At 58.8% G+C, this 15,873-nt stretch carries 15 protein-coding genes; 11 read left to right on the forward strand and 4 right to left on the reverse strand.

Annotated features, from left to right (window positions below; all coding sequences use genetic code 11):
• Positions 1-233 precede the first annotated feature (233 nt).
• The 3 genes from dnaE (at position 234) to ACR0BF_RS14465 (ending at position 4,421) form a co-directional block, all read left to right on the forward strand.
• Positions 234-3,734 carry a DNA polymerase III subunit alpha gene (gene dnaE / locus ACR0BF_RS14455; RefSeq protein ID WP_480625175.1) on the forward strand — a complete coding sequence of 1,167 codons (3,501 nt, stop codon included), beginning with the start codon at positions 234-236 and terminating at the stop codon, positions 3,732-3,734.
• Positions 3,735-3,819: 85 nt separating this feature from the next.
• Positions 3,820-4,038, forward strand: a complete 219-nt coding sequence (locus ACR0BF_RS14460; protein WP_480475390.1) for a YMGG-like glycine zipper-containing protein — start codon at positions 3,820-3,822, stop codon at positions 4,036-4,038.
• An 11-nt stretch (positions 4,039-4,049) separates the two neighbouring features.
• Positions 4,050-4,421: a hypothetical protein gene (locus ACR0BF_RS14465; protein WP_480475392.1), complete on the forward strand. Its 372-nt coding sequence runs from the start codon at positions 4,050-4,052 to the stop codon at positions 4,419-4,421.
• 4 nt (positions 4,422-4,425) lie between these two features.
• Here the strand turns inward: ACR0BF_RS14465 and ACR0BF_RS14470 are convergent, their stop codons facing one another.
• Entirely contained in the window at positions 4,426-4,620 is a 195-nt protein-coding gene (locus ACR0BF_RS14470) for a SlyX family protein (protein WP_209598067.1), read from the reverse strand.
• A 131-nt stretch (positions 4,621-4,751) separates the two neighbouring features.
• Between ACR0BF_RS14470 and hisS the strand changes: the two genes are divergently transcribed.
• From hisS to hisG, 3 genes are read left to right on the forward strand one after another with little or no spacing between them, the layout of a single operon-like run.
• Positions 4,752-6,317: a histidine--tRNA ligase gene (gene hisS, locus ACR0BF_RS14475; protein WP_480625176.1), complete on the forward strand. Its 1,566-nt coding sequence runs from the start codon at positions 4,752-4,754 to the stop codon at positions 6,315-6,317.
• 3 nt (positions 6,318-6,320) lie between these two features.
• Positions 6,321-7,409: an ATP phosphoribosyltransferase regulatory subunit gene (locus tag ACR0BF_RS14480; protein ID WP_480625177.1), complete on the forward strand. Its 1,089-nt coding sequence runs from the start codon at positions 6,321-6,323 to the stop codon at positions 7,407-7,409.
• Positions 7,406-8,095 (forward strand): ATP phosphoribosyltransferase, encoded by a 690-nt coding sequence (gene hisG, locus ACR0BF_RS14485; protein ID WP_480625178.1) that lies wholly within the window; start codon positions 7,406-7,408, stop codon positions 8,093-8,095. The genes ACR0BF_RS14480 and hisG overlap by 4 nt, the downstream gene beginning before the upstream one ends.
• Here hisG and ACR0BF_RS14490 read toward each other — a convergent pair whose 3' ends face one another.
• A complete protein-coding gene (locus ACR0BF_RS14490; RefSeq protein ID WP_480625179.1) occupies positions 8,096-8,527 on the reverse strand; it encodes a DUF1489 family protein in 432 nt (143 codons plus the stop codon).
• A gap of 114 nt (positions 8,528-8,641) precedes the next feature.
• On the opposite strand from ACR0BF_RS14490, the gene ACR0BF_RS14495 reads away from it, so the two are divergent.
• From ACR0BF_RS14495 to rpsD, 3 genes are all read left to right on the forward strand, one after another.
• Entirely contained in the window at positions 8,642-10,924 is a 2,283-nt protein-coding gene (locus ACR0BF_RS14495) for an adenosylcobalamin-dependent ribonucleoside-diphosphate reductase (RefSeq protein ID WP_480622098.1), read from the forward strand.
• A gap of 325 nt (positions 10,925-11,249) precedes the next feature.
• A complete protein-coding gene (locus tag ACR0BF_RS14500) occupies positions 11,250-11,693 on the forward strand; it encodes a hypothetical protein (protein ID WP_480625180.1) in 444 nt (147 codons plus the stop codon).
• 271 nt (positions 11,694-11,964) lie between these two features.
• Entirely contained in the window at positions 11,965-12,585 is a 621-nt protein-coding gene (gene rpsD, locus ACR0BF_RS14505) for a 30S ribosomal protein S4 (protein ID WP_170374584.1), read from the forward strand.
• A gap of 58 nt (positions 12,586-12,643) precedes the next feature.
• On the opposite strand, the gene ACR0BF_RS14510 is transcribed toward rpsD, so the two are convergent.
• Entirely contained in the window at positions 12,644-12,925 is a 282-nt protein-coding gene (locus ACR0BF_RS14510) for a DUF1330 domain-containing protein (RefSeq protein WP_480625181.1), read from the reverse strand.
• A 93-nt stretch (positions 12,926-13,018) separates the two neighbouring features.
• On the opposite strand from ACR0BF_RS14510, the gene ACR0BF_RS14515 reads away from it, so the two are divergent.
• Entirely contained in the window at positions 13,019-13,891 is an 873-nt protein-coding gene (locus ACR0BF_RS14515) for a LysR family transcriptional regulator (protein WP_480625182.1), read from the forward strand.
• Here ACR0BF_RS14515 and ACR0BF_RS14520 read toward each other — a convergent pair whose 3' ends face one another.
• Positions 13,892-14,353 (reverse strand): Lrp/AsnC family transcriptional regulator, encoded by a 462-nt coding sequence (locus ACR0BF_RS14520; protein WP_480475410.1) that lies wholly within the window; start codon positions 14,351-14,353, stop codon positions 13,892-13,894.
• Between the two features lie 102 nt (positions 14,354-14,455).
• On the opposite strand from ACR0BF_RS14520, the gene ACR0BF_RS14525 reads away from it, so the two are divergent.
• Positions 14,456-15,871, forward strand: coding sequence for an aminotransferase class V-fold PLP-dependent enzyme (locus ACR0BF_RS14525; RefSeq protein ID WP_480625183.1), 1,416 nt, complete (start codon positions 14,456-14,458; stop codon positions 15,869-15,871).
• Positions 15,872-15,873 lie beyond the last annotated feature (2 nt).

A 15,873-nucleotide genomic window follows, 5' to 3' on the forward strand; every position in this document is an offset into this window, starting at 1 on the left:
TGATCTGGCAAGAAAAACTGCCTGTATGATGCATCATTACAGCCAAGTGGCGTGGATTTGCGCACCCTGTGTAAATATCAGTTGTTTGAAACTAAAGCGTTTTTTTGTCAGTGAAGATGTTGCTTTCCGAAGCACCTTCTGGAAAATCCGAATAATCGAAAACGATTATTTTGCCAAACAACGGCGCAGGTTCCGGCTTTTGCATGCCTCGCGGCTAGGGTAGCCTGCCGTTCATGAGCAGTAACCCCCGATTCATTCACCTACGTGTTCACACCGAATACTCCCTTCTGGAAGGCGCTGTGCGGCTGAAAAAACTGCCCGCCCTGTGCGAGAAGATGGGGATGCCTGCCGTCGCGGTGACTGACACGAATTCCATGTTTTCGGCGCTGGAATTTTCGGTGACAGCCAGCCAGGCCGGTGTCCAGCCGATCATGGGATGTCAGGTTGATCTGACTTATGTGCAATCGCAACCGGGGGAAAAGCCAAAAACGCCCGCGCCGCTTGTTCTGCTGGCACAGTCCGAGGCGGGGTACGAGAACCTGATGAAGCTGAGCACGTGCCTTTACGTGGACAAGGGCGGGCAGTTGCCGCAGGTCACGCTGGACGAGCTTGCGGGCCGCTCCGACGGGCTGATCTGCCTGTCCGGAGGGCCCGATGGGCCGGTGGGCCGCCTGTTGCAACAGGGGCAACGTCCGGCGGCCGAGGCGCTGGTGGATCGGCTGGCCGCGATCTTTCCGGATCGTCTGTATATTGAACTCCAGCGTCATCCGGGCGAGGACGGCCAACCAGAGGCCGAACGCCAGACCGAGCGCGGCCATATCGAGATGGCCTATGCCAAGAACCTGCCGCTGGTTGCCACCAATGACGTCTATTTCCCGACCTCGGATATGTACGAGGCCCATGATGCGCTGATCTGTATCGCCGAAGGGGCCTATGTCGACCAGCAGGAAGGTCGCCGCCGCCTGACCGCGCAGCATTATTTCAAGTCGCAGCAGGAAATGGTGACGCTGTTTGCCGATCTGCCCGAGGCCATCGAGAACACTGTCGAGATTGCCAAACGCTGCGCTTTCATGGCCTATCGGCGTGATCCGATCCTGCCGAAATTCGCCGATGACGAGGTCGCTGAACTACGCCGCATTGCCAACGAGGGCTTGCAGAAACGTCTGGCCGTGATCCCCCATGCGGTGACGCCCGAGGAATATCAGGAACGGCTGGATTTCGAGCTTGGCATCATCGAAGGAATGGGGTTCCCTGGCTACTTCCTGATCGTTGCCGACTTTATCCAATGGGCCAAGGATCACGATATTCCGGTTGGGCCGGGGCGGGGGTCGGGTGCGGGCTCGCTGGTGGCTTATGCGCTGACAATTACCGATCTCGATCCGCTGCGTTACAGCCTGCTGTTTGAACGGTTCCTGAATCCCGAACGGGTTTCGATGCCCGACTTCGATATCGACTTCTGTATGGATCGCCGCGAAGAGGTGATCCGTTACGTGCAGCAGAAATACGGGCGCGACAAGGTGGGGCAGATCATCACTTTTGGTGCCTTGCTGTCAAAGGCCGCCGTGCGCGACATCGGGCGGGTGCTGCAAATGCCGTACGGGCAGGTGGACCGTCTGTCCAAGATGATCCCGGTTGAAGGGGTAAAACCGGTTTCCATCGAAAAAGCCCTGAAGGATGAGCCGCGTCTGCGGGAGGAAGCTCGTAACGAAGAGGTGGTGGATCGTTTGCTGACGTATGGACAGCAGGTCGAAGGGCTGCTGCGCAACGCCTCGACCCACGCGGCTGGGGTTGTGATTGGCGACCGGCCTCTGGACGCGCTGGTGCCGATCTATCAGGACCCGCGATCCGACATGCCTGCAACCCAGTTCAACATGAAATGGGTGGAACAGGCCGGGCTGGTAAAGTTCGACTTTCTGGGTCTGAAAACCCTGACCGTGATCCAGAACGCGATGGACCTGATCTTCAAGTCCGGACGGAAGCTGCATATCGCCGCCGATGGCACCGAGCTTTACGAACCTGCCGAGGGGGCCGAGAACCAGATCAACGCCATCCCACTGGATGACGAGGCGACGTATAAGCTCTATTCAGCGGCCAAGACGGTCGCGGTGTTCCAAGTTGAATCCTCAGGCATGATGGACGCGCTCAAGCGCATGAAACCCACCTGTATCGAGGATATCGTGGCCCTCGTCGCGCTCTATCGTCCCGGCCCGATGGAGAACATCCCGACCTATTGCGAGGTCAAGAACGGGCTGCGCGAAATCACATCCGTTCACCCGCTGATCGACCACATTCTTGAGGAAACTCAAGGTATTATCGTCTATCAGGAACAGGTGATGCAGATCGCGCAAGTCATGGCGGGGTACAGCCTGGGCGGTGCAGACCTGCTGCGCCGCGCGATGGGTAAGAAGATCAAAGAGGCGATGGATGCCGAACGCCCCAAGTTCGAAAAAGGCGCGGCAGAAAACGGGGTGGATGCCAAGAAAGCCAGCGAAGTCTTCGACCTTCTCGAGAAATTCGCCAATTACGGCTTCAACAAATCCCACGCCGCCGCCTATGCGGTGGTCAGCTATCAAACCGGCTGGTTGAAGGCGAACCATCCGGTTGAATTCATGGCGGGCGTCATGAATTGCGATATCCATCTGACCGACAAGCTGGCGATCTATTTCGAAGAGGTCCGAAAAGGGCTGGAACTGCCGTATGTCCCACCTTGTGTGAACCGATCTCAGGCCACGTTCGATGTTGATAACGGACATCTGGTCTATGCGCTGGGCGCGCTCAAGAATGTAGGTGTCGAGGCGATGAACCTGATCGTTGCGGGTCGCGCGGACAAGCCGTTTGTCAACCTGTTCGATTTCGCCCGCCGCGTTGATCTGAAGAAAGTGGGCAAACGCCCGCTTGAGATGCTGGCCCGCGCCGGGGCCTTTGATGAGCTGGACCGGAACCGCCGCCGTGTGTTTGAAAGCCTAGATGCGCTGGTGCAGTATTCGGCCGCGATCCATGAACAGAAGAATTCGAACCAGGTGTCACTGTTTGGCGAGGCCGGAGATGACCTGCCCGAACCGCGCCTGGCGCCGACCCCCGACTGGTTGCCGGCTGAACGTCTGAGCGAAGAGTTCAAGGCCATCGGCTTCTATCTCTCTGGTCATCCGCTGGACGACTATATGCCGGCCTTGAAGCGTAAACAGGTTCTGACGCTGGACGAGGTGACAGAGAAAGCCCGCTCTGGCCCGTTGATCGCCAAGATGGCCGGAGTGGTTGCCGGGCGGCAGGAACGGAAATCGGCCAAGGGCAACCGGTTCGCCTTTGCCCAGCTTTCGGACCCGACCGGCGCCTATGAGGTCATGCTGTTTTCCGACACGCTGGAGAAATGCCGCGAGTTTCTGGAAACCGGCGCTCAGGTGGTTCTGACCGTTGAGGCGACGATGGAGTCCGATCAGCTCAAGCTGCTGGGGCGTTCGGTTGGACCAGCGGATTCTGTGGTGGCCGAAGCCGGGGCGACGGGCCTGCGCATCTTTGTCGACGAAGCGCGGGCAGTGTCGACGATTGCAACGGTTCTTGAAGAAGCCGCAACCGCTGCCAAGGGTGCGGCCCGAGGACCGATCCAGCTGCTGTTGCTGGACCCCGGCCTGCCCGGCGACGTCGAAATCGACTTGGGGCGCGTGTTTCCGATAAACCCGCAGATCAAGGGCGCGATCAAATCGCTGGAAGGCGTGATGACCGTCGAAGAGATCTGACACCGCTTTGTTGCCAGACAGTTAGCGCATCGCTAGGCTGACCTTGCAAATATGTCTTCTACTCATGCCACGGGAGGGCGTTGATATGACGATTGCAGGTCTCAATCTCAGAACGATTGTATTGGGGGCGGCGGCATCGCTGGCTTTGGTTTCGGCGACAGCCACGCTTGCGGACGACAAAAAGAAAGAGAACACGATCAAAGGTGCTGTGATTGGGGCCGGGGTTGGGGCCTTGATCGGCGACGGCAAAGGCGCCGCCGCAGGGGCAATTGTTGGTGCGCTAATCGGCGCGAACTCGAAATAAGCGGGGGCGGGATGATGCGTTTGAACGCGATGAAAGTGATCACCACCACAGCGCTGCTTACAGGGCCCGGTTTTGCCCTTGCGGACGAGGAAGCCGAACAGATGGTACAAGCGGCGCTGCCGCTTATGTACCACACCTGCGCGTCGGTCATCGAAGAGGCTGACGGGAATGAAGAATACATTGTGGACGTGGTCGGCAAGATGACGGCGTTGTCACTTTATAACCGTCAGGTCGACCTCGAAGCTCATGCCAGTTCGGACGAGGAAAAGGCCGCGCTGCGCGAAACATTTGTGGCGGCTCTGAAAGAGGGTTGCGCCGGGGATGAAAACGCCCTGCTGGGTGGCGTCGTCGACAACGCGGTGAAATCAACGCTGGGGCTGTAAGCCTTCAGTAATGTGGCGGGCGTTCGTCACCAAGGACAACGCCGCCTGACCCTTCCTGTGCGCGTTCAGCCTCGCGGTGCAGCAGCATCTCGACACGGCGGGTCAGCCTGTCAATCTCGGCCTGTTGCCTGGTGACAACCGCGTTCAGATCGTCAACCGTGCGGGTCAGATGGGCAATCTGTTCTTCCAGATGCTGCATGGGATGCTCCTGTCTTTCAGGCTGCACATAGCGACCCTGTGACGCCTTGGCCAGAGAAAGCGCGCCTTGCCCAGATGCGGGCCATGGGATAGACCGCGCGCGGAACAGGTACACTCCCAAGGACGCCCCACATGGCCAAGCCCAAGAAACAGCCCCGCCCCAAGGCCGAAACGCCGAAAGGGTTCCGTGACTATTTCGGCGAGGAAGTCACGCAGCGCACCGAGATGCTGCGGACGATTGCGGGTGTCTATCATCGGTACGGGTTTGACGCGCTGGAAAGCAGTGCGGTCGAAACCGTCGAGGCGCTGGGCAAGTTCCTGCCCGACGTGGACCGCCCGAACGAGGGCGTCTTTGCATGGCAGGAGTTTGACGAGGGCGGAAATGGCGACTGGATGGCCCTGCGCTATGACCTGACCGCGCCACTGGCCCGGGTTTACGCTCAGCACCGCAACGACCTGCCGACGCCTTATCGCCGTTATGCAATGGGTCCGGTCTGGCGCAACGAAAAGCCGGGGCCGGGGCGCTTTCGGCAGTTCTATCAGTGCGATGCGGATACGGTCGGAACCGCCTCGATGGCTGCTGACGCCGAGATCTGTGCAATGCTGGCCGACACGCTGGAAGAGGTCGGAATTCCGCGCGGCGACTACCTGATCCGGGTGAACAACCGGAAGGTTTTGAACGGTGTGCTTACAAGTGTCACTCGAGGTTCGGAGAGTTACGATGTTGTCGCTATGTCAATTGAAGAGCGAAAAAGATATCGTGACCAAGAAATTCAAGGTTTGAAAACTGACGAACTGGGCATTGATGCTGTACTCCGGCAGTTAGACAAGTTTGACAAAGTTGGGGCGGAGGGAGTCCGCCATTTATTGACGGGTGGACGGCACGATGCCTCCGGCGCCTTTATTGATGGCGTCAACTTGTCGGATTTTATGGCAAGCGGTTTCATCGACTTTCTACAGGCTCGGGGCGAAACGAATGAGAAAACAATTTTCAGACTGAGGGAAATACTAAGAAACTCGGCGGTTGGATTGGAAGGTGTCGACGAGTTGGAACAAATCGCTGAACTTCTCTCCGCCGGCGGCTACGGTCCCGACCGCATTGTCATTGACCCATCGGTCGTCCGCGGCCTCGGCTATTACACCGGTCCGGTCTACGAGGCCGAGCTGACCTTCGAAATCTTCGACGAGAAAGGCCGCAAGCGGCAGTTCGGCTCGGTTGCGGGTGGCGGGCGCTATGACGATCTGGTCAAGCGGTTTACCGGGCAGGAAGTGCCCGCGACCGGCGTGTCTATCGGCGTGGATCGGTTGCTGGCCGCGCTGCGCGAAAAAGGCAGGATCAGCGCCCACGCCAAAGGCCCCGTCGTCGTCACCGTGATGGACCGCGACCGGATGGCTGATTATCAGGCGATGGTGGCCGAGCTGCGCAATGCGGGCATCCGGGCCGAGGTTTATCTGGGCAATCCCAAGAACTTTGGCAACCAGTTGAAATACGCGGACAAGCGCAACTCTCCGGTTGCGGTGATCGAAGGCGGGGACGAAAAGGCAAAAGGCATCGTGCAGATCAAGGACCTGATCCTTGGGGCCAAGATTGCCGAAAGCGCCACGCTGGAGGAATGGAAAGAACGCCCCAGCCAGTTCGAAGTATCGCGCTCTGATCTGGTCGCGAAAGTGCGTGAAATTCTGGACAGTCAGGACTGACCCATGCCCAACCGTTCCCAGATACAGGCTCGTGCCGCGATGATGCGTGTCCGGTTCGAGGCTGCGGGCGCGCAAGTGGTGGATACGCCCCTGTTGCAACCCGCTGAAATGTTGCTGGACCTTTATGGCGAGGATATCCGCGCCCGCGCCTACGTCACCTCGGACGCGCTGCGGGGCGAGCAGATGCTGCGCCCGGACTTCACCCTGCCCGTTGTTCAGATGCACATGCGGGATGGGGCCGAGCCTGCGCGCTATACCTATTCAGGTGAGGTGTTCCGCCGTCAGGAACACGACCCGGACCGGTCGAACGAGTATATTCAGGTGGGGTACGAGGTGTTTGACCGCGATGATCCCGCTGGTGCCGATGCCGAAGTGTTTTCGCTGATGGCGTTGCAACTGCGCGGGCTGCCCCTGCGTGCAGCAACCGGGGATATCGGCATCCTGACCGCCGCTGTCGAAGGGCTTCGGACCACAGACCGCCGCAAGGCGGCGCTGATGCGGCACCTGTGGCGGCCGCGCCGGTTCCGTGCGCTGCTGGACCGTTTTGCAGGGCGTAAACCGGGGCCCGAAGGCCGTTACGCGCTTTTGGACGCGGCCGACCCGATGGCGGTTGATGTTCCGATGATCGGCAAGCGTCGCGCGCCCGAGATAGCCGACCGGATCAAAGCCCTGCGCGAAGATCGCGCTGCGCCGCCGATCTCCGACAATGAACTGGCCGGGTTGGAAACGCTTTTGAATGTTCGTGAAACCATGCCCTTCGCGCTGGAACAGCTGCGGGATGTGGCAGTGGATCTGCCGCAGATCACCCCGGCGCTGGACCGGTTGGAGGCGCGGATCGCAGCCCTGCAGGCGCGTGGTGTCGATGTTGCACGGCTGGATTTCGAAGCGTCATATGGCCGGACATCGATGGAATATTACGACGGGTTTGTCTTTGGGTTCTACGCCGAAGGCCGCCCCGACCTGCCGCCTGTCGCTACGGGTGGGCGCTATGATGCGCTGACGCGCCGCCTGGGGGATGGGGCCGAAATCCCCGCAATCGGCGGCGTGATCCGCCCGGACCTGATGCTTGAAATCGAGGAGGCCGCGCAATGAGTGTGAAGCTGGGCATGCCCTCGAAGGGCCGGTTGATGGAAAAGACCGTCTCATGGTTCGAAAAACATGGCATCATGCTGTCCCGCAACGGCTCGGACCGGGAATATGCGGGTCGGGTCGACGGGATCGAAGGCGTCTCACTGATCCTTTTGTCGGCGGGTGAAATTCCGCGCGAACTTGCGTCGGGCCGTATTCATCTGGGCGTCACCGGGATCGATCTGGTGCAAGAAAAACTTCCGCGCTGGGAACAGCAGGTCGAAGAGATCGCGCAGCTGGGCTTTGGCAAGGCTGATCTGATCATCGCCACACCCGCCTGCTGGGTCGATGTGGACACGCTGGACGATCTCGATGCGGCAGCAGCAGCATTTCGCAACACCCACGGCCACCGGCTGCGGATTGCCACCAAATATCACCGACTGGTGCGTGAGTTCCTGACAGACGCGGGCGTGGCTGACTACACTCTGGTTGACAGCCAGGGGGCGACCGAAGGCACGGTTATGAACGAAACAGCCGAGGCAATTGCCGATATCACCTCGTCCGGTGAAACCTTGCGGGCGAACCACCTCAAGATCCTGTCGGACGGTCTGATCCTGCAATCGCAGGCCACATTGTGGCGCAGCCGGGTTGCAAAGGTCGACGCGGCGGACAAGGAGGTTCTGACGGAATTGCTGGATCGGCTGCGGTAATTACAGCACACCGATATCCGCTAGGGCGCGGTTCAGATCATCGGGCAGGGCGTCGTCCTGCGCGCGCCCTTTCGGCAGGTCAGATGGTGTATCTTCCGGTTTCAGGTATCGCCAGCCCTGAAACGGGCGTTTCAAGGCGTTCTGTGTACGATGTACCTTTGGGTCGAGGACGATGGCGCAGCGGCGGATACCGTCTTCACCAATCACTTCATCCAGGCGCAGAATGCGCTGACGGCACTGTACGACACCCTTGATCACCCAATAGATTGATCCGCCATTCAGAATCTCGGCATCACGTTTGGGCCACATGCGGGTTACGTGGCGCGGATATCCGTCCTCATAAAGCGGCATTCGGCTGTCCTGCCACGCGATCAGAGAGTCCACGCTTTCCGAACCAACCGAAAGTTTGATGAGGTTCACGTACTTATCCACAGCTTTCCCACAGAGTCGTCCATTGGCTATCTATCCATTGTAGCTCAGGATTGGCTTTCATCAAGGTGTAGTGGGTGTTAGTCTGGATACCTCTTTCAGCACAGGGAATCACCAATGAGCCGCTTTGCCGCCCCCATCGCCGAGCAGATCTGGGACATGAAATACCGCTTCAAACAGGCGGATGGCACGCCCATCGATCAGACGGTTGAAGACAGCTGGCGACGCATCGCCCGTGACCTCGCGCGGGTCGAGGACGATCCGGATCATTGGGAAGACAGGTTTTACGAGGCACTGGAAGATTTCAAGTATCTGCCCGCCGGGCGCATCACCGCAGGCGCAGGTACCGCGCGGCAGGTGACGCTGTTCAACTGTTTCGTCATGGGCACCATCCCCGACAGCATGGGTGGTATCTTTGACATGCTGAAAGAGGCCGCGCTGACCATGCAGCAGGGGGGCGGGATCGGCTATGATTTCTCGACCATCCGCCCGCGCGGCGCGGATGTGAAGGGCGTGGCGGCAGATGCTTCGGGCCCGCTCAGCTTTATGGATGTGTGGGACGCAATGTGCCGGACGATCATGTCCGCGGGTTCGCGCCGGGGGGCGATGATGGCCACCATGCGCTGTGACCATCCCGATATCGAACAGTTCATCACCGCCAAATCCGACCCGGCCCGCCTGCGCATGTTCAACATGTCGGTGCTGGTGACCGATCCCTTCATGGAGGCGGTCAAGGCCGACGGCCCGTGGGAGTTGCAGTTCGACGGCAAGATCTATCACACCGTTCAGGCGCGTGATCTGTGGAACAAGATCATGCAGGCCACGTATGATTATGCCGAACCGGGCGTGATCTTCATCGACCGCATCAATCAGGCCAACAACCTGAGCTATGTTGAAACCATCGCCGCGACGAACCCCTGTGGCGAGCAGCCTCTGCCGCCTTACGGGGCTTGCCTGCTTGGCTCGATCAATCTGGCGCGGCTGGTTGCCGAACCGTTCGGGGATGCCGCGCATCTGGATGAACCGGCATTGCAGGAACTGGTCGCGACAGCCGTGCGCATGATGGATAACGTCGTGGACGCCTCGAAATTCCCGCTGGCCGAGCAAGAGGCGGAAGCGCAGGACAAGCGCCGCATCGGGCTGGGCGTGACGGGTCTTGCGGATGCGTTGCTGATGCTGGGCCTGCGCTATGGGTCCGACGAGGCGGCGCGCCAGACGGAACGCTGGTTGCACGCAATCGCCCGCGCCGCATATCTGGCCTCGGTCGATCTGGCTAAGGAGAAAGGCGCGTTCCCCCTGTTCGACGCTGAGAAATATTTGGCCAGCGGCACGATGCAGCAAATGGATGACGACGTCCGCGATGCGATCCGCGAACATGGTATCCGCAACGCTCTGCTGACCTCGATTGCGCCCACGGGCACGATTTCGCTTTATGCCGGGAATGTGTCGTCGGGGATTGAACCGGTCTTTGCCTATGCCTACACCCGCAAGGTTCTGCAAAAAGACGGCTCGCGAACCGAGGAAGAGGTTGTGGATTACGCCGTTCAGATGTGGCGCGACAAGTTCGGCGACGCAGCGCTGCCCGACTATTTCGTCAATGCCCAGACCCTGACACCCCTTGATCATGTCAAGATGCAGGCGGCGGCGCAGAAATGGATCGACAGCTCGATTTCCAAGACCATCAACTGCCCCGAGGATATCAGCTTTGACGCCTTCAAGGATGTCTACATGCAGGCCTGGGATCAGGGCTGCAAAGGGTGCACGACGTACCGGCCCAACGATGTGACGGGGTCGGTTCTGACCGTTTCGGAAAGCGACGACAAGGTGCCGGGGGAAAGCGCGAATGCGCCTCATGAAATTGAAAGCGGCGACGTCATCTACATGTCCGAACCGCTGGATCGCCCGCAATCGCTGGAGGGGTCGACCTACAAGCTGAAATGGCCCGATAGCGAGCACGCGATTTATCTGACCATCAACGACATCATCATCTCGGGCCGCCGCCGCCCGTTCGAAGTGTTCATCAACTCTAAGAACATGGAGCATTACGCCTGGACACTGGCGCTGACGCGGATGATCTCGGCCGTGTTCCGTCGGGGTGGGGACGTGTCCTTTGTGGTCGAAGAGCTGAAAGCCGTTTTCGACCCGCGCGGCGGGGCGTGGGTCAAAGGCAAGTATATCCCATCGATCCTGGCCGCGATCGGGGGCGTGATCGAACAGCACATGGTCGCCATCGGCTTTCTGGAAGGCGAGGGGATGGGGTTGAAATCCGATCCCCAGGCGCAAGTGGTGAACCTGGACGCGCCACGTGGCAAAGCCTGCCCGTCCTGCGGTCAGTACGACATGGTCATGATCGAAGGCTGCATGACCTGCCGCAGCTGCGGCCATTCCAAATGCGGATAGGTATGAGGCGCGACACGAAAGTCAGCGCTCATCAATTTGACCCGACAGAGTGAGTGTCTGGCCACGCAAGCGTGGCCATCGCTTTTCTGGGCGGTGGTTTCTATTTCGAACCCTGATCAGTCGCAGCCAGTTGATGTTCGGACGGCCGGCAACGAACAAGACACGGGATTGTTCGCAGGCGCGTATTGATTTCAGGTCGAACACATATTTTTGATTCACTTCTGCAACATTCTTGTGAATGCTGCATTCCCGTCTCTTTTCCGCCGGATTTTGTGCTGATAAGCAATGATTGAATATCGGGATGTTAAATAGTGCGAGTGGGCAGATGAGAGCCGGAGTTAACGGTCAGGTAGCCATTTCATGGGATCAAACTGAAATTGACGGACTCGAGGACGCGCCTTTGGCTTGTCTGGCCGTCGGCGCGGCTTGGTCATGGCGCGGACAGGCGATAGTGCTGAGCGCTGAGGCCGAAAACAGCATAGAACAGATAGGATATGCGCGGGGCGCTGCAACCCGTTTGCAGAACCGCTTTCCGATTGTCCGGGAAGTTTCCGGCAATGTGACCGGCGCTTTGACACTTACCAATGGGTCGCAGCGGTTTTCAGCCAACCTTGTTGCCGACACCAATGATGCGTCGCCGACGATCGTTTTCGATGGCGCTTGCCCGCCGCGGGATGAAGAATTCTGGATTGTCGACGTGACCGAGGTTGTGATGGTGCACAAGGCGGGTGTTGAAGGCGGCGGGAACGTCGTTGCATTTCCGGCCTGAACGCGACCTGTATTTCTCTTGACAAAGGCGGTGTGACGGCGGTCGTCGCTATACGTGCAGGAGCCTGTGCTGCTTGCGGCGAACATATCTTTGCAGATATTCGAAACTGCGTTGAATGCCATGTTGACTCTGCTGGCTTTGCGGATATAAGCGCGGCTTCATTGGTGTTGGTGGCCCCCGCAAGGGGAAGCCTGTCATGAGGGAAACCTCAAGAGGACAACGCCCTTCATAGTTGCCCGTTTGGGCATCGACCTAAAGAAGGAGATCAGCCGTGACCAAACGCACGTCTGCCAAGTACAAAATCGACCGCCGGATGGGCGAAAACATCTGGGGTCGTCCGAAATCCCCGGTCAACCGTCGTGAATACGGCCCCGGCCAGCACGGCCAGCGCCGCAAAGGCAAACTGTCAGACTTCGGTCTGCAGCTGCGTGCCAAGCAGAAGCTGAAAGGCTACTACGGCGACCTGACCGAAAAGCAGTTCCGCCGCATCTATGCCGAAGCCGAGCGTGTAAAAGGCGACACCGGTGAAAACCTGATCGGCCTGCTGGAGCGCCGTCTGGACGCCGTCGTCTATCGCGCCAAGTTTGTACCGACCGTCTTCGCTGCGCGTCAGTTCGTGAACCACGGTCACGTCAAAGTGAACGGCAAGCGTGTCAACATCCCCAGCTACCGTGTCAAAGAAGGCGACGTCATCGAAGTGCGTGACAAGTCCAAGCAACTGGCTGTTGTTCTGGAAGCTGTTGCTCTGGCCGAGCGTGATGTTCCTGACTACATCGACGCCGACCATTCGAAAATGACCGCAACGTTCGTTCGCGCACCGGGCCTGAGTGATGTGCCGTACCCGGTCATGATGGAACCGAACCTGGTCGTCGAATTTTACGCGAAGAACTGATCTTCGCATTCCGATCCGGAATTCAGAGCCGCACCTTTGGGTGCGGCTCTTTTCATTTTCAGCCCAGCAGAACGATATCTGACGCGCCTGCGCTGCGACGCAGCTCATGGATGTCTTTTAGTTCCGGGTCGTTGATCCATCCCAGCGCCGCGTCCCGGTTGGGAAAGGAAAGCAGGGCTGCAACATCAGGCAAGTCCGGCGCGCCGTCCAGCGCGGTTGTTTCTGCGGTGGCGTGTTCGACTTTTCCGCCATGGCGGGCCAATGCAGTCCCGGCCTGTTCGCGATATGCGGCCAGAGCGTTGGGATTCTTTACAATGAGTTTTGCGTAGGCATAGATCATGGCTTTTCTCCTTGATGTGTGGGCAAAAGCTAGGGTGTGATCTGCTTTGCGAAAACGCGTGTATTTGCATCAATGATGTGCGAATTTGCATGTATGGATATTCATTGGGATGATTACCGGGCCGTACTTGCCGTGGTTCGAAGGCGCACCCTGTCCGCCGCGGCACAAGAGCTTGGCGTCAACTACACAACTGTCGCGCGCCGTATAGCGCGCGCCGAAGCTGCGACAGGTGAAGTGCTGTTCGAAAGGCTGACCGACGGGTATCGGCCGACAGAAGCGGCGCACCTTGTCGCTGCATATGCTGCCCGGATGGAAAGCGCAGAACACGCGATGCTGCGTGGTTTGTCAGGGCGAGATGCCCGGTTGGAAGGGCAACTGACCTTAACCGCGCCGCAACTGTTAATTGCCCATGTACTGGCCCCGGCTCTTGGCCAGTTTGCTCAAAGGCACCCTGCTGTGTCTTTGCAGGTGCGCGCGGCAAACGAGATTCTGGATCTTAATCGGCGCGAAGCCGACATTGCGATCCGGATCAGCCGCAACCCCGGCGATACGTTGAAAGGTCTGCGCCTGACGCAACAGCATAGCGCTTGTTTTGCCACGCCAGAATGGGCTGCGCGAATGCGGCAAGATCCGAACGCGCCCGTGGATTGGTTGCTTTATGAAAAGCAGCCGAACCTGCCGGACGGCGTCGACAAAATCTATCCGAACTCGCGGATACATATGCGCTTTGATGACATGGTCGCGATGGCGGGTGCTGCACAATCAGGGTTGGGCGTTGTGCGTATGCCGGTGTTTCTGGGCCGCTCACTCCGGGGCTTGGTGCAGGTTCCGGTCCTTTCACCGCAACCCTACGCAGATATCTGGATCGTGGCGCATCCGGATGTTTGGCCTTCGGCAAAACTGGTCGCATTCCGCGACATCGCGGTGCCCTTTTTCAAGCAAAAACGCCCACTGTTTACGGCGTGATCATATCGGCAATGGTCGTCCTTCGGCGATTGCTTCCATCGCGAAATACGACGTGACACTGTCCAGCTCGACCTTTTCGATCAGCCGTTGATACACCTTGTCGTAAGATGCCATATCCTGTGTGACGACTTTCAGCTGATAATCATAGTCACCGCCGATACGATGAAAATCCACGACCTCGGGGATCGTCAGAACGTGGCTGCGAAAGGCCTGTAGCCACTCGGTCGAATGATGCCGCGTGCGCAGCATAACAAAGACCACAAGGCTCAGCCCCAATTTCTCGCGTGCGATGCGGGCGGTTGAACCGATCAGGACACCATCTTCGTTCAAAGCCTTCAGACGGCGCCAGCAGGCGTTCTGAGAAAGCCCCACACGATCCGCCAATTCCCGTTGCGACAGAGTGGCGTCCTTTTGCAGCTCTTTCAGAAGTCGTGTGTCAATTTGATCTAATTTTTGTGCCATGTTTGATCATATGACACAATAATTTAAAAATACACGCAAAGAAAGGTGAAGTTTTCGCGCGAATAATAAATCAAATTACTCGGACAGTTAGGAGCCAATGCAATGTCCCTGTCCAAGTTTCGTGCGGAACTCTGTTCCACCGCTCACAATTCAAACCTGCGCGATGGGCTGATCGGAGAGAATGTTCTGATCCCGGGTCTGCATGGGGACGTGCCGCTTGTCTATGCGGATTACGTCGCTTCGGGTCGCGCCTTGCGGCAAGTCGAAGACTTTGTGGCGCAACATGTGTTGCCGTTTTACGCGAACAGCCACACCGAGGCCTCTTACTGCGGATCTTACATGACACATCTGCGCCGCGAGGCGCGGGCGGAAATAGCCCGCATTGTTGGTGCCCAGGAAGAGGATGCGGTGATCTTCACCGGGTCTGGTGCCACTGCGGGGCTCAACCGGTTGGTCAGCCTGCTCGGGGTGGCAGAGGCCGACCAACCGGTTGTCTTGATTGGTCCTTACGAGCATCACTCGAACATCCTGCCGTGGCGGGAAAGCAAGGCACTTGTGGTTGAAATCCCCGAAGCCGAAGGTGGCGGTGTTGACCTGGGGGCGCTGGAAACCGCGCTGTTGACCCATGCAGGCGCAGATCTTCTGATCGGTTCCTTTTCGGCGGCGTCCAATGTAACCGGAATTGTCACTGACCCTGATCCGGTGACGCGGTTGCTCAAGGCGCATGGTGCCGTGGCGATTTGGGATTACGCCGGAGGCGGGCCTTACCTGCCGATGGATATGGGGCCGGCGGACGCGCGCAAGGATGCGATCGTCGTTTCCCCGCACAAGTTTCCGGGCGGTCCGGGGGCCTCGGGTGTTCTGATCGTAAACCGGGCTGCAGCCAATCGGAACTGCCCCAGCTGGCCGGGTGGTGGCACCGTAAGTTTCGTGTCACCGTGGCGGCATGACTACAGCGCGGACCTGTCTGCGCGGGAAGAGGCGGGAACGCCCAACGTGATCGGCGACATCCGCGCGGCGCTGGCCTTTATCGTCAAGGATGTCGTCGGCACGGAAGAAATCGCAAGGCGCGAGGCGCAGTACAACCAGATGGCGCTGCACGGTTGGAAGGATAATCCGAACCTGACATTGCTTGGGGTCAATAACCCGCATCGCCTGCCGATCTTCTCTTTCCTCGTGCGCGACAATGCGGGGCAGCCCGTGCATCAGCAGCTGTTTACCCGGATGCTCAGCGACGTCTACGGCATTCAGGCACGCGGCGGCTGTGCCTGCGCAGGGCCTTATGCCCACCGCCTGCTGGGGATTGACCGCGCCGCGTCCGAGGCGCTGCACGCGGCCTTGTCTGCGGGCGAAGAGATGAAGAAACCCGGCTGGGTACGCCTGAATTTCTCGTACCTGATGAGCGAGGAAACGGTTCAATTCATCATCGACAGTGTCAATGACCTGTCGCGCCGTACCGAGGAATTCGTACCGTATTACAACGCCGACCCGGCGACTGCGCGCTTCAAGGCCGCATAATG

Source organism: Ruegeria sp. AG7 (assembly GCF_056541545.1).

Coding starts and splice junctions, on each gene's coding strand:
- ACR0BF_RS14510 (WP_480625181.1), bottom strand. CDS start 12,925: ATGATCTATGCCTACGCAAAACTCATTGTAAAGAATCCCAACGCTCTG.
- ACR0BF_RS14460 (WP_480475390.1), top strand. CDS start 3,820: ATGACGATTGCAGGTCTCAATCTCAGAACGATTGTATTGGGGGCGGCG.
- ACR0BF_RS14465 (WP_480475392.1), top strand. CDS start 4,050: ATGATGCGTTTGAACGCGATGAAAGTGATCACCACCACAGCGCTGCTT.
- ACR0BF_RS14520 (WP_480475410.1), bottom strand. CDS start 14,353: ATGGCACAAAAATTAGATCAAATTGACACACGACTTCTGAAAGAGCTG.
- ACR0BF_RS14500 (WP_480625180.1), top strand. CDS start 11,250: ATGAGAGCCGGAGTTAACGGTCAGGTAGCCATTTCATGGGATCAAACT.
- hisS (WP_480625176.1), top strand. CDS start 4,752: ATGGCCAAGCCCAAGAAACAGCCCCGCCCCAAGGCCGAAACGCCGAAA.
- ACR0BF_RS14480 (WP_480625177.1), top strand. CDS start 6,321: ATGCCCAACCGTTCCCAGATACAGGCTCGTGCCGCGATGATGCGTGTC.
- ACR0BF_RS14470 (WP_209598067.1), bottom strand. CDS start 4,620: ATGCAGCATCTGGAAGAACAGATTGCCCATCTGACCCGCACGGTTGAC.
- hisG (WP_480625178.1), top strand. CDS start 7,406: ATGAGTGTGAAGCTGGGCATGCCCTCGAAGGGCCGGTTGATGGAAAAG.
- dnaE (WP_480625175.1), top strand. CDS start 234: ATGAGCAGTAACCCCCGATTCATTCACCTACGTGTTCACACCGAATAC.
- ACR0BF_RS14525 (WP_480625183.1), top strand. CDS start 14,456: ATGTCCCTGTCCAAGTTTCGTGCGGAACTCTGTTCCACCGCTCACAAT.
- ACR0BF_RS14495 (WP_480622098.1), top strand. CDS start 8,642: ATGAGCCGCTTTGCCGCCCCCATCGCCGAGCAGATCTGGGACATGAAA.
- ACR0BF_RS14515 (WP_480625182.1), top strand. CDS start 13,019: ATGGATATTCATTGGGATGATTACCGGGCCGTACTTGCCGTGGTTCGA.